The following is a 13609-nucleotide window of genomic DNA, read 5'->3' as shown; positions in this document are numbered from 1 at the left end:
TTTATTCCGATGTAAGGCCTTAGCGAGCCGATGTCACCACCACATCGCCTCGCCGGCGCTCGATTTGTCCGTGACGTCACGCACCTGCCGGTCCAGCGAGCGGTCGAGCGCGGTCAGCACGCGGCGCTTGAAGGTGTCGAACAGCTCCGATTTGCGGTCGCGCGGCCGCGCCAGGTTGATGGTAATCTGCTCGAACAGGCGGCCCGGCCGCGGCCGCATCACCAACACGCGGTCAGCCAGCACCACGGCCTCGTCGACATCATGGGTGACCAGGATCAGGGTCGGCCTTGTGTCGGCCCAGAGATCGAGCAGATGGTCCTGCAGGTCACGCCGGGTGAAGGCATCGAGCGCCGAGAACGGCTCGTCGAGCAGCAGCACTTCCGGCTGCGGCACCAGCGCGCGGGCGATCGCGACCCGCTGCGCCTGTCCGCCGGACAATTCGCGCGGCCAGGCGGCCGCTTTGTCGCTGAGGCCGACGCGGGCCAGCGCCGATGCGACCCGCTCGCGCCTCGCCTCGGCCGGGAGATCGGCGAGGCCGAAGCCGATATTGTCTGCGACGCTGAGCCAAGGCAACAGCCGCGGCTCCTGGAAGATGATGCCGATCTCGGCATGCGGCGAGGTGATCGCCGCATTGTCGAGTATCACGCTGCCGGTGCTTGCGCGATCGAGGCCGGCGATGGCGCGCAGCAGCGTCGACTTGCCGCAACCGGAACCGCCGATGATGGCGACGATCTCGCCGGGTTGGATCTCCGCCGAGAAGCGTTCCAGCGCGTGGACGCCGTTCGGATAGGTCTTGCCGACGTCCTTCAGCGCGAGCATCACTGCCCTCCCCCCGCGCCGAACGCATCCTGCCAGCGCAGCAGCGGCTCCGTGGCGATTTCGATCAGCCAGTCGGTCAACTTGCCGAGGATCGCGAAGATCACGATCGCGGCAAGGATCTGCGCCGGCTTGCCGAGCTGCTGGCCGTCGATCAGGAGATAGCCGAGCCCTTCGGACGCCCCCATGAATTCGGCGGCGACCACGAACATCCACCCCAGGCCGAGCCCGACCCGCAGCGACACCACATAGGCCGGCAGCACGGCGGGCAGCAGGATGCGGCGGATCATCGCAAAGCCGGACAGGCGGAACACGCGGCCGACCTCGACGACCTTGCGATCGACCGAGAGAATCGCGCCCATCACGCCGAGATAGACCGGAAAGAACACGCCGACCGCGATCAGCGCGATCTTCGAGGTCTCGAAGATGCCGAGCCACAGGATGAACAGCGGTACCCAGGCAATCGAGGGAATCGCGCGCAGCGCTTGTACCGTCGGGTCAAGAAGTCGGCGCGCCAGGCCCCAATAGCCGGAGATCGCACCGAGGATGGTGCCGCCCACGACGCCGAGCGCAAAGCCCGCGCCGACCCGCCACAGCGTCGCAAGGATATGGCGCGACAGCTCGCCGCTCCGGGCGAGCGCGACGATGGTCTCGAACACCTTTGACGGCGGCGGGACCAGGCGGCCGTTGGAATAACCGAGGGCGACGACCAGTTCCCAGCTCAGCGCCAGCGCCAGCGGCAGCGCGAGCCCGAGCACCGGTCGCGCATAACGCGGCCACCGCGCCAGCGCCGCACGCGGCGCGGCCGTCTGTTCCAGCGCGGGCAGGTCAACGGTCATGGCCATAGCAAGAACTATTCTTCCGGCGGGATTGCAAGGTGGGCTGGCCCAACTCCACCCACGTCGTCCCGGGCAAGCGAAGCGCGACCCGGGACCCATAACCACAGGACGTAGTGATTGAGATAGCTGGGGCCACAGCTTTGTCCAACAATAAAGCCCTGTGGTTATGGGTCCCGGCTTTCGCCGGGACGACGGAAGCTAGTTTGGCGACGGTGGTTAGTTGGTCGGCAGCGGGACCTGGTCGTCGATCAGGCTGTCGAGCGCGGCTTTGACGTCGGTCTTGGCGTCGATCACGCCGGCCTGCTGCAGCGCGAGACCAGCCGCGAGAATTGATTCGCGTTGCGGCGCGCCGATCCGGCTGTGGGTCAGCTCGGTGCGCTCCTTGAGCTGCTTGTCGACCACGGCGTCCGGCAGCTTGGTGACCGCAATGAAGGTCTTCTTCAGCTCGTCATAGTTGGCCAGCGAATATTTCCGCGCCTCCTCGTAAGCTGCGAGCACGCGGCGGACGATATCCGGATGATCCTTCAAGAACTGCTCGCGCACATTGAGGATGCCCCAGGTGTTGGCGTCGGCCTTGCGGTAGAACAGTTTTGCGCCGTCCTCGACCTCGGCCTGCGCCATCATCGGGTCGAGGCCAGCCCAGGCGTCGACGTCGCCGCGGATCAGCGCGGTCTTGCCGTCGGCGTGCTGCAACAGCACCGGCGTGATGTCCTTTTCGGTGAGGCCGGCGCCGAGCAGCGCGCGGACCAGGAAGATATGCGGATCGGTCCCACGCGTCACCGCGACGCGCTTGCCCTTCAGGTCGGCGACCGAGGCGATTTTGGAATCCTTGCCGGTGACCAGCGCGGTCCATTCGGGCCGCGAATAGACATAGATCGACTTGATCGGGTTGCCGTTGATCCTGGCAACCAGCGCCGCCGAGCCCGCGGTCGAACCGAGATCGATCGAACCGGCATTGAGGAATTCGAGCGCCTTGTTGGAGCCGGCCGACTGCACCCAGACAATGCTGATGCCGTCCTTGGCGAACTCCTTCTCCAGCAGGCCCTTCTGCTTGAGGACCATCGACACCGGATTGTAGGTCGCCCAGTCGATCCGGATCTCCTTTGGCGCGTCGGCGGCAAGCGCCGCGCCGGGCACCAATGTCGAGACCGCGAGCAGCGCAGCGAAGGCGCGCCGGGAAAATTTCTGCATTCGTCGATCTCCTCGAGACGATTAAGAAACAATCTTTTATTTCAATGAGTTAGCCTTGCGGTCAACGAGAAAATCTCTACCCTTTATGAGATGGTGCGAGAACGACTTGCCCGCAGCGCCGTTGAGGGAGCATGGAGCTGCTGTCGTTATACTTTGGTCAGTGACAGCAACGGCTTCGTCCGATATCGGATGGACGTATGGACAGCATCGTAGCCGACGACCGCGCTGAAGCGGATGATCGTTTCGAGACCGTGCGGATCACCGCGGCGGTCAACGCGCTCGCCGAGCAACATGCCGGCCGCGAGGACCAGTTCCGCGCCGCGATGGCGCAGCTGCTCAAGGCCGAACTGATCGCGGCGCGCGCCACGGCGCAGGCGCTTCTCTTGAAGGATCGCCACGGCCGCCGCTGCGCCGAACGGCTCTGTTTCGTGCAGGACGAGATCATCCGCATCCTCTATGCGGCGGCGACCCGGCATCTCTATCACTCGCCGATCCCCTCGGGCGCCGAGCGCATGGCCGTGGTCGCGACCGGCGGTTATGGCCGCGGGCTGATGGCGCCGGAATCCGACATCGATCTGCTGTTCATCCTGCCCTACAAGCAGACCGCCTGGGGCGAGCAGGTCGCCGAAGCCATCCTCTATTGCTTGTGGGACATGGGGCTGAAGGTCGGCCACGCTACCCGCTCGGTCGATGAATCGATCCGCCAGGCGCGCGGCGACATGACGATCCGCACCGCGATCCTGGAAACCAGGTTCCTGACCGGCGACCAGCCGCTCTATGACGAACTGGTCGAGCGCTTCGACAAGGAAGTGGTGCAGGGCACCGCATCGGAATTCGTCACCGCCAAACTCGCCGAGCGCGAGGAGCGGCACCGCCGCGGCGGCCAGTCGCGCTATCTGGTCGAGCCCAACGTCAAGGACGGCAAGGGCGGCCTGCGCGACCTGCACACGCTGTTCTGGATCGCCAAATACGTCTACCGCGTGCGCGAGACGGATGAGCTGCTCGAGCGCGGCGTGTTCGACGCGCAGGAGTACCGCACCTTCCGCCGCTGCGCCGACTTCCTGTGGTCGGTGCGCTGCAACCTGCACTTCTTCGCCGGACGCGCCGAGGAGCGGCTGTCATTCGACATGCAGCGCGAGATCGCTGTTAGACTCGGCTATACCTCGCATCCCGGCATGCAGGACGTCGAGCGCTTCATGAAGCACTACTTCCTGATCGCAAAAGACGTCGGCGACCTCACCGCGATCCTGTGCGCCAAGCTCGAGGAGGAGCACAACAAACCGGCGCCGGTGCTGAGCCGGATGGTGGCGCGGTTCCGGCCCGGCACCAAGCGGCGGCGGGTGGCGGGCAGCGACGACTTCATCGTCGACAACAACCGCATCAACCTCGCCGCGCCCGATGTCTTCAAGCACGATCCGGTCAATCTCATCCGGATCTTCCGCCTCGCGCAGCAGAACAGCCTCGCCTTCCATCCCGACGCGATGCGCACGGTGACGCGCTCGCTGAAGCTGATCAACACCCAGCTGCGCGAGAACGACGAAGCCAACCGCCTGTTCATGGAGATCCTGACCTCCGACAATGCGGAGACCGTGCTGCGGCGGATGAACGAGACCGGCGTGCTCGGCCATTTCATCCGCGCCTTCGGCAAGATCGTGTCGATGATGCAGTTCAACATGTACCACCACTACACGGTGGACGAGCATCTGATCCGCTGCATCGGCTACCTGCAGGACATCGAGCGCGGCGGCAACGAGGAGTTCACGGTCGCCAGCGACCTGTTCCGCAAGATCCAGCCCGAGCACCGCCCGGTGATCTATATCGCGACGCTGTTGCACGATATCGCCAAGGGCAGGCCCGAGGATCACTCGATCGCCGGCGCCAAGGTGGCGCGGCGGCTGTGCCCGCGGCTCGGCTTCTCCGCCGCCGACACCGAACTGGTGGCGTGGCTGATCGAGGAGCACCTGACGATGTCGACGGTGGCGCAATCGCGCGACCTGTCGGACCGCAAGACCATCGAGAATTTCGCCGCCGTGGTGCAGTCGGTCGAGCAGATGAAGCTGCTGACGATCCTGACCACCGCCGACATCCGCGGCGTCGGCCCCGGTGTCTGGAACGGCTGGAAGGCGCAGCTGTTGCGCACGCTGTATTACGAGACCGAGCCGGTGCTGACCGGCGGCTTCTCGGAGGTCAACCGCGCCCAGCGCATCGCGGTGGCGCAGGCCGAATTTCGCCGCGCCTTCACCGAATGGCCGGAGGCGGAGCTCAACGCCTATATCGGCCGGCACTACCCGGCCTACTGGCTCAAGGTCGAGCTGCCACGCAAGATCCGCCAGGCACGCTTCATCCGCGCCAGCGAGCAGGCCGGCCACAAGCTCGCGATCAATGTCGGATTCGACGAGATCCGCGCCGTCACCGAGCTGACGATTCTGGCGACCGACCATCCCTGGCTGCTGTCGATCATCGCCGGCGCCTGTGCGTCGGCCGGCGCCAACATCGTCGACGCGCAGATCTACACCACGACCGACGGCCGCGCGCTCGACACCATCTCGATCTCGCGCGAATACGACCGCGACGAGGACGAGGGCCGCCGCGCGACGCGGATCGGCGAGATGATCGAGCACGTGCTGGAAGGCAAGCTGCGGCTGCCCGAGGCGGTGGCGAAACGCGCGGTGCGCAGCAAGACGCGACCGTTCATCGTCGAGCCTGAGGTGACCATCAACAACCAGTGGTCCGACCGCTACACCGTGATCGAGGTCTCCGGCCTCGACCGCCCCGGCCTGCTCTATCAGCTCACCACCGCGATCTCGAAGCTCAACCTCAACATCGCCTCCGCCCATGTCGCGACCTTCGGCGAACGCGCCCGCGATGTGTTCTATGTCACCGACCTGCTCGGCGCCCAGATCACGGCGCCGACCCGGCAGGCCGCGATCAAGAGCGCACTGCTGCATCTGCTCGCGAGCGAGGACCAGGCCGCGAAGCCCGCGGCGCAGATCAATGCGTAGGGTGAGCATGCAAGACCCGTCATCCTGAGGAGGCCGCGCAGCGGCCGTCTCGAAGGATCGACGGCCACGCTCGCACCGCGTGAGAACCCAACCCGCGGGCATATCCGGGCCGTGCATCCTTCGAGACGCGCGCAAGAGCGCGCTTCTCCAGCGACAAAGGCGGAGCCTTTGCGCGGGGATGACGGTGAAAGACTGCATGACGGTGAGAGACTGCGCCGCCCCTCACGCTTGTCGCCGCTCGTCGTCAGCCGAACAACCGCATCAGCAGGGCCTTGCCGACCGGCGCGGCGCGCACGCCGCTGAAGGCGCGGACATATTCGCCGGCATAGAAGGCGCGCACGACGTTGACCCGGGTCGCAACCGCATCCTCGAAGCGGACGCCGAAGCCGTCGCGGGTGCGGCGGACCACGGTCGCGGTCACGCTCTGGCCGTAGACATTGCATTTGATCGCGGCGCCAATTGCGGGCGGCGCAGGATCGATAAAGCGCGCGCCCGAGATCGAGATGTCGGCCATCCGGACCAGCCGCGACTCTGTGCCTTCGTGGATCAGGATCGGCTCGTCGCGCTCGAAGCGCTCGGCCTTGCGGCGCCGCGGCTGCTCGATGCAGATGAAGCAGACGATCGCGAGCACGACGCAATTGTACAGGCTCCAGGCCAGCGCCAGCCCGCCATAGGCGATGTTCTCGCCGCGCAGGTGCAGGATGAATGCATAGGCGATCGCCAGCAGGGTGATCAGCAAGGCGCTGCCATAGAGCCGCAGCAGCGGCCATTCGATGAAGCGGCGGTTGCGGTCGCCGCCCTTGGCCGTCACCTTGAATTTGTGGCCCTGCGGCTTGGCAAGTCCGGTCACGACCGCCTTCAGGACCGCGGGGGCGGCGATGTATTGCGAGACGTCGGTCATGATCGCAAGCGAGCGGCCGCGCGAGATCCAGGCCATCGTGAAGGCGTGCCAGACATAGAACGGCATGAAATATTTCAGCAGCTCGAAAAGATCGGCATGCACCGCCTTGATCCCGAACAGCAGATAGAGCCAGGGCACGACCAGGCCGAGAATCTTGGTGCCGTAGACCGCCGACCAGCTCATGAAGGCATCGACCAGCGACAGCCGGTCCGTGAAGGCGAGCCTGGATTGCCGTGAGAACGGCCCGCTGCGGCCCCTGAATATCTGCATGAAGCCGAGGCACCAGCGCCCGCGCTGGGTGATGTATTCCTTCAATCCCTCCGGCGCGAGGCCGAGGGTCAGGCGCTCATTCAGATAGATCGTGCGCAGGCCCTTCTCCTTCAATCGCAGCGTGACGAGATAGTCTTCCGTCACCGAATCGGTCGGGAAGCCACCGATCTGCATCAGGCCGGAGAAACGGATCAGCGATGATGTGCCGCAGCAAAACGCGGTGCCCCAGGCATCCTTGGCCGGCATCAGGATATCGAAGAAGAAGCGCTGCTCGTCGGGCCAGACGTCGGTCGCGGCGAGATTGGTCTGGATCGGATCCGGGTTGATGAAATGCTGCGGCGTCTGCACGACGCCGACACTGCCGTCCTGCATCAGGCTCATCGCCCGGGTCAGGAAGTCCGGCATCGGGACGAAGTCGGCATCGAGGATCGAGATGTACTCCGGCCTCTCCGGCGGGATGGATACGTGCCGGAGCGCATGATTGATGTTGCCGGCCTTGGCGTGGCGGTTGTCCGGACGGGTCAGATAGTTGCAGCCGAGCTCTTGGGCGAGCCGGCGCAGCCAGAGCCGCCGCCCATCGTCGAGCACCCAGACGCGGTAATTGGGATAATTCAGGCCCGTTGCGCCGATGATGGTGCGTTCCAGGATCGCCTTCTCCTCATTGTAGGTGCAGATGAAGACGTCGACGAGCGGCGCATCTGTCGACGCCCTGGATCGGCGAAGGACCGCATTGACCTCGGGCGAGCGGTCGATGGTCCTCGAGAGGAACAGCAACGACAGGCATACCGCGATCATCGAGGCCGCCTCGGCCACCACAAAGGGATAGCCGACCAGCGCATCGGCGGTGAGGCCCGGAGGCGGCAAGGTCTGGGTCACCCGCCAGACGAAATAGTGGAGCAGCAGCACGAACGACACGCCGGTCATCATGACGCGGGCCAGCGTGTGCTCGCGCCGGAGCAGCGGCAGGATCGCAAGGCAGGCGCCAAAGGCGACCAGCCCGGGCGCAAAGGCCGCCATCATGACTTTGCCGCGTCCCCGTTGAACACCACCCGCCCGGTGCGGCCGACCGCGCATTCCTTGCCCGTGCTGTCGAGCGCCGGCATCGAGACCGTCACCCGATACGGTTCTTTGTTCAGCGCATCCGGATTGATCGCAAGGTTCGCGGGCGCGCCCGATGCGCCGGTGAGATTGACGATCTCACCCTGGATCGCCGCGCTGCCGTCATTCGGCTCGAAGCTCGCCTGCTCGCCGAGCCGGAGGCGGTTGTAGACGCCTTCGGTGACATTGGCGGTGACCACGGCGCCGCTGCAATCGAGCAGCTTGAGCAAGGGCTGACCGGCCCGGACATCCTCGCCGGGCGACGTCATCATCTCCCAGATGCGCCCGGCGACCGGCGCCTTGATGTCGGCTTCCGCCCGGTTGACGTAATGCAACTGCTCGACGGCGATCTCGTGGGTCAGCCAGTCGATCTCGGCATCGGCATGCGCCAGATCGGCGCGCAGATCGCTGGCGCGCTGGCGCATCTCCTCTTCGCGTTGAGCGGAGCTCGGCCGGTCGTTGTAGCTGTCGCCGAGATAGGTGCCGCTCCTGACAGCGGTGAGCTCAACCTTGGCGGCGTCGAGCCGACGGCGGGCACCGATCTCGGTCTGCTGGGCGATCGCCTGCTCGCGCGTCAGGCGGGCCATTTCGACCGTCGAGACGCTGCCTGATTTGATCAGGGACGAGGCCCGCTCGACGGCGGCCACTGCCTCCTCCCGTCGCGCGGCCGCGGCCTCGATCGCCGACTGGATTTCGGCGATGCGCGCCTCGAGCTGAAGGATGCGGCCATCGCGGAACTGGCCCGCCTGGCGGGCGAGGTCCTGTTGCGCGGTCTCGGCGGCCGCGAGCTTGGCGGCCAGGCTCGGGCGCTCGTTCTCCAGCCGCGACATCTGCCGCCGGAGATCATCGAGCCGCACGCGATCGCCGCGCGCGTTGACGACATGAAGGATCGCGTCGCCCTCATGAACCACGCTGAGTTGTGCGGAGCCCTGCGGCTTCGCAGTCACGGTCCCGTCGATCGGCGACCGCAAGGTCACGATCCTGGCGTTGACCACGGCCTCCACGCTCGAGGTCTGCAGCACCGCCTTCAGCGGCAGCCATCCGAAGACGGCGACGATGGCAAGGCCGATGCCGACCTTGAGCAGGCGGCGAACCCATCGGCCGGAGCCTCGGGGCGGTTCGGGATGGGGAGCGCTATCGCTGACGGGCTCGCTGACCGGCTCGTCGTGCGCCGGCTGCAACCGATCTTGCAAATCGCGCTGCAACCCTCGTGCGCCCGATTCCTCGTCCTTGCTGACGGACGTATGATCGTCAGGAAAGGGTTTCTGCTGTGCCTGATTCATGATGACCGGCCCCTGAACTGTCAGTGCGCGAACCAACGCACAGCTCTGCGGAGCGATGCCGTCGCCAGGCCGATCCAATAAGCAGGTGCTTCAAAAGCGGCTAAAGCGAACCGGGCATCTTTCGGAAAAATTGCTGCAATTTGCCACGGTCGGGAGCCTGGCGCGGGAGTGAGGTCATCGACCTGTTCCGCCGGTCATTCCCGATGCGCCATTGCGCATCTGAGAGCCTGCGGGAACTGAGCCCGGAATCCATCAGGGCCGGGGCTAGTCGGGGAATGGATTCCGGGCTCTCACGGAGGCTGTTGTCGGACCCGTTTTGCGCGACCCAGGCGTGAGCAGCCAGCGCGTCGGTCCCGGCAGCCTGCCGGACTTAGAGTCTAGGGCGGGCTACGGCCCTGGATCTCACATGTCTAATTGCGGCTGTAGCGCTGCCAGGCTCGCCCCCAGCAAGGCCAGGTAGCTGGCATGACAGACCACAACGCCAAAATCGAAGGCGTCGAGCAGATCGATCCAATTGTCGGCCCATGGGTTGTCGACCGGCACGCTCGCCGTTTGCTTGCCACCGTCGATCACGAAAGGCTGGAAGCTGCGATCGCGTCTCTGCCCCCGCGTCTCGAGCGCGATGTCATCGGAGCAAAGGATCAAATGCAGGCGAGCGTTCGGCAATTTCAACCTCCAGATCTCTGATCGGCGACTGTTGAATCCGGGATGCCTACTGTTATCGAGTTACCCAATAAGCGTAGTCGCCGGGAAGGAACGCGCCATTGAACGGAGGTTGATCCGGCCGTTACATTCGGATGGGGACAACATACTTAGGTTTAGCCGCAACCTGAACCTGAGCGTATCAGGTGATTTCGCTTTTCGCGCGATCTCACCCACGCGGGCGGATTGCCACAGGCCCCCACGATCTCGTCCCGACGTCGAGAAAGCTGCTAATGTCCGGCCTGTTGGGAGGGCGACGTTGTCGCCGCTGATGATAGCGGTCACCTAGCGACGCAGCGCGGCCCATCATGGCCAAGTGCTGGATGGCAAGTGCTGGTGATGCCGATGATGCACAACCCGACCAAGAAGTACTGGTCGACCGAGCAATGGCTGCTCGGCGGCATGGTGCTGGCTTGGGCGGGAACCTGCGCCGGGCTGTTGCTCGGTCCGGAGCCCGCAGCGACCGCCCATCTGGCTGCCCTGGCGGCGCTGGTCGCCGCGCTCGCCGCTGCATTGCTGATGATGCGCGTGGTGGGCCGCACCCAAAGGGAGATGGAAGCCGCCTTGCGCGGCCGGGTGCGCGGCGAAGAGCGCGCGATCGAGGCGCTGCGCAACAGCGAGGCGCAATGGAAGGAGGTGTTCGAGCACAACCCGGTCATGTACTTCATGGTCGACGCAACGGGCCTCGTCCTGTCGGTCAACACGTTCGGCGCGGCACAACTCGGCTACACCGTCGACGAATTGCTCGGACAATCCGTGCTGCGGGTGTTTGCCGCCGAAGACCGGGATATGGTCCTGCGCAACGTCGCGGCCTGCCTCGACAATATCGGCCAGACCCACGGTTGGGAAATCCGCAAGGTCCGCAAGGACGGTTCAAGGCTTTGGGTTCGCGAAAATGCCAAGGCCGTGCGGCGGCTGGGCGATCAGTTGATTGTCCTGATCGCATGTGAGGATATTACCGAGCGCAAGCAGGCCGAGAATGCGCTGCAGCAGAGTGAAATGTACCTGACCGAAGCCCAGCGATTGAGCCACACCGGCAGCTTTGGCTGGCACGTCGCCAGCGGCGAGATGATCTGGTCGGAAGAAACGTTCAGAATCTTCGCGTTCGACAAGGCTCCTTGCATCAAGCATGGCACGGTCCTGCAACGCGTCCATCCGGACGATCGAGCCCGCGTGCAACGGACCATCGACCGCGCCTCGGTCGACGGCAAGGACTTCGAGCACGGCTACCGATTGCTGATGCCCAATGGGGCGATCAAATATGTCCACGCCCGGGCGCATGCGGTGACCAACATCTCGGGCGACACCGAATTCATCGGAGCGGTCACCGACGTGACCGCCCGCAAGCGGGCCGAGGCGGAATTGCACGAAGCGCAGATCAACCTCGCCCACGTCACGCGCGTGACGGCGCTCGGCGAGCTCGCTGCGTCGATCGCCCATGAAGTGAACCAGCCGCTTGCCGCCGTGGTCACCAACGCCGCGGCATGCCTGCGGTGGCTCAACCGGGCGGCTCCCGATCTGAACGAAGCCCGCGGGGCGGTCAGGTCGATCATCAGCGACGGCAACCGGGCGGGCGAGGTCATCCAGCGCGTCCGCGCCCTGGTGAACAAGACGACCGATCAGAAGGCGCCGCTCGACATCAATGCAGCCATCAACGAGGTGATCGGCCTGGTGCAGCATGAACTGCAGAGCCACCTGATATCCCTGCAGCTGGACCTCGCTCCCGCGCTGCCGCCTGTTGTCGCCGACCGTGTCCAGCTGCAGCAAGTCATCCTCAACCTGGTCCTCAACGGCATCGAGGCGATGCAGCCGGTCACGGACCGGCCGCGGGAACTGGTGATCCGGACACGCATCGATCCCGCCAAGCATGACGATGCCGGGCAAATCCTGGTCACGGTCACCGACTGTGGCGTCGGGATAACGACCGAGAATGCCGAGCGGCTGTTCGACGCCTTCTACACCACCAAGGCCAGCGGCATGGGAATGGGCTTGTCGATCTGCCGCTCGATCGTCGAAGCCCACCGGGGTCGCCTGTCCGTGGCCGGAAATGCCGGCCCCGGCGCGACATTCCAGTTCACCTTGCCATTGCGTGAAGAGGATCATGCATGGTGACCGGACCCGCGGCATCACCTCCCACGCACGCAAGCGCCGGCGATCCGGCCGTCTTCGTCGTCGACGACGACGCGTCAGTGCGGGACTCGCTGAGCAGTCTTTTCCGGTCGGTCGGTCTGCGGACCGAAGTGTTCGGATCGGCCCATGAATTTCTCCAGCACAAGCCCCCGGATGTCCCGAGCTGCCTGATCCTGGACATCAGGCTGCCCCGGCTGAGCGGCCTCGACTTTCAGGCCGAACTGGCCAAGGCCGACATTCATATTCCGATCATCTTCATGACCGGCCATGGCGATATCCCGATGACGGTCAGGGCCATGAAGGCCGGAGCGGTCGACTTCCTGACCAAGCCGTTCCGCGACCAGGACATGCTGGATGCCGTCACCACAGCGATCGAGCGCGACCGGAATCGTCGCGATGAGGCCAAGGCCCTTGCACACCTGCGCGCAGCCTTCGCGACCCTGACCGCCCGCGAGCGCCAGATCATGACACTCGTGACGACGGGGCTCATGAACAAGCAGGTCGCCGCCGAAATCGGGGTGGCCGAGATCACGGTGAAGATACACCGCGGCCACATCATGCGGAAAATGGCGGCTAAATCGCTGCCGGATCTGGTCAAAATGGCGCAGATCCTTCGGATCGGACCGGCATCCGGCGGGCCGCAAACCTAAGTATGATTCTCCGATCCCGACTGGCGACGCACTGTGCCTCCGCGTCCACGCACAGACCAAAGCCCGTTCTGGCCGTCCCAGGAAGGACCTCCTTGTCCCACCCGCCAATGATATCCATCGTCGACGACGACATGTCGGTTCGCACCGCGACCCACAATCTCGTCAGGTCGCTCGGCTACGCAGTCGAGACCTACGCGTCGGCTGAGGAATTCCTGCACTCGCCCCACCTGAATGAGACATCCTGTGTGATAGCGGATGTCAGGATGCCGGCCATGAGCGGGCTCGACCTGCAGAGCCATTTGATCGCCAGCGGACGGCGCTTTCCGTTCATTTTCGTCACCGCCTTCTCCGTCGAAAGCGATCGCGCCCGGGCCCTGAGGGCGGGCGCGATCTGCTTTCTGAGCAAGCCCTTCGACGGCGACGTCCTGATCAAATGCCTCGACACGGCCCTCGCGCAGAACGGAAGCGCGCCCGGCGAATGAGTTCACATCAGACATACGCAAGGATGATGCCGCCAAACATCAGGACAAGTTGCGCCTGGACGATAGTGGCGCGAGATTGCGCGCCGTCGTCCTTCGCGAAGATCGACGGCCAGGACAGCATCAGAGACAGCATCAGACATTCTGATTGGCAAATGGCAATTCCTCGGAGGGAGGTCGCCATGCGTGCGGAACCGCGCTGCGCCCAGTGTGACAGCGAAGAGCCCAAGATCATCAGTTTGCGAAAT

General features: G+C 64.9%; 11 protein-coding genes. 4 read left to right on the top strand and 7 right to left on the bottom strand.

Going from position 1 to position 13609, the window contains the following annotated elements:
- Window positions 1-33: 33 nt before the first annotated feature.
- The 3 genes from HAP48_RS17300 to HAP48_RS17290 form a co-directional block, all read right to left on the bottom strand.
- Window positions 34-819 (bottom strand): ABC transporter ATP-binding protein, encoded by a 786-nt coding sequence (locus tag HAP48_RS17300; protein ID WP_166212288.1) that lies wholly within the window; start codon window positions 817-819, stop codon window positions 34-36.
- Window positions 819-1655 carry an ABC transporter permease gene (locus HAP48_RS17295; RefSeq protein ID WP_166216308.1) on the bottom strand — a complete coding sequence of 279 codons (837 nt, stop codon included), beginning with the start codon at window positions 1653-1655 and terminating at the stop codon, window positions 819-821. The genes HAP48_RS17300 and HAP48_RS17295 overlap by 1 nt, the downstream gene beginning before the upstream one ends.
- Before the next feature lie 216 nt (window positions 1656-1871).
- Window positions 1872-2846: an aliphatic sulfonate ABC transporter substrate-binding protein gene (locus tag HAP48_RS17290; RefSeq protein ID WP_166212291.1), complete on the bottom strand. Its 975-nt coding sequence runs from the start codon at window positions 2844-2846 to the stop codon at window positions 1872-1874.
- Between the two features lie 197 nt (window positions 2847-3043).
- On the opposite strand from HAP48_RS17290, the gene HAP48_RS17285 reads away from it, so the two are divergent.
- Window positions 3044-5848 (top strand): [protein-PII] uridylyltransferase, encoded by a 2805-nt coding sequence (locus HAP48_RS17285; RefSeq protein WP_166212294.1) that lies wholly within the window; start codon window positions 3044-3046, stop codon window positions 5846-5848.
- Window positions 5849-6092: 244 nt separating this feature from the next.
- Here the strand turns inward: HAP48_RS17285 and HAP48_RS17280 are convergent, their stop codons facing one another.
- From HAP48_RS17280 to HAP48_RS17270, 3 genes are all read right to left on the bottom strand, one after another.
- Window positions 6093-8039 carry a glycosyltransferase gene (locus HAP48_RS17280; RefSeq protein WP_166212297.1) on the bottom strand — a complete coding sequence of 649 codons (1947 nt, stop codon included), beginning with the start codon at window positions 8037-8039 and terminating at the stop codon, window positions 6093-6095.
- Window positions 8036-9400: an HlyD family secretion protein gene (locus HAP48_RS17275; protein WP_224496497.1), complete on the bottom strand. Its 1365-nt coding sequence runs from the start codon at window positions 9398-9400 to the stop codon at window positions 8036-8038. The genes HAP48_RS17280 and HAP48_RS17275 overlap by 4 nt, the downstream gene beginning before the upstream one ends.
- 402 nt (window positions 9401-9802) lie before the next feature.
- Window positions 9803-10066, bottom strand: coding sequence for a hypothetical protein (locus tag HAP48_RS17270; RefSeq protein WP_166212305.1), 264 nt, complete (start codon window positions 10064-10066; stop codon window positions 9803-9805).
- A gap of 375 nt (window positions 10067-10441) precedes the next feature.
- Here HAP48_RS17270 and HAP48_RS17265 point away from each other — a divergent pair, with 375 nt between their 5' ends.
- From HAP48_RS17265 to HAP48_RS17255, 3 genes are read left to right on the top strand one after another with little or no spacing between them, the layout of a single operon-like run.
- Window positions 10442-12214 (top strand): PAS domain-containing sensor histidine kinase, encoded by a 1773-nt coding sequence (locus tag HAP48_RS17265; protein WP_224497060.1) that lies wholly within the window; start codon window positions 10442-10444, stop codon window positions 12212-12214.
- Window positions 12208-12882, top strand: coding sequence for a response regulator transcription factor (locus tag HAP48_RS17260; protein ID WP_166212308.1), 675 nt, complete (start codon window positions 12208-12210; stop codon window positions 12880-12882). The genes HAP48_RS17265 and HAP48_RS17260 overlap by 7 nt, the downstream gene beginning before the upstream one ends.
- A 2-nt stretch (window positions 12883-12884) precedes the next feature.
- The gene (locus HAP48_RS17255; RefSeq protein WP_420869876.1) at window positions 12885-13364 is read left to right on the top strand and encodes a response regulator transcription factor; all 480 of its coding nucleotides are present in this window, start codon (window positions 12885-12887) and stop codon (window positions 13362-13364) included.
- Between the two features lie 7 nt (window positions 13365-13371).
- Here HAP48_RS17255 and HAP48_RS50030 read toward each other — a convergent pair whose 3' ends face one another.
- Window positions 13372-13497, bottom strand: coding sequence for a hypothetical protein (locus tag HAP48_RS50030; RefSeq protein WP_275949047.1), 126 nt, complete (start codon window positions 13495-13497; stop codon window positions 13372-13374).
- Window positions 13498-13609: the final 112 nt, after the last annotated feature.

Source organism: Bradyrhizobium septentrionale, from assembly GCF_011516645.4.
Classification (GTDB): Bacteria; Pseudomonadota; Alphaproteobacteria; order Rhizobiales; family Xanthobacteraceae; genus Bradyrhizobium; species Bradyrhizobium septentrionale.
This window is presented reverse-complemented; position numbering and strand designations above follow the sequence as displayed.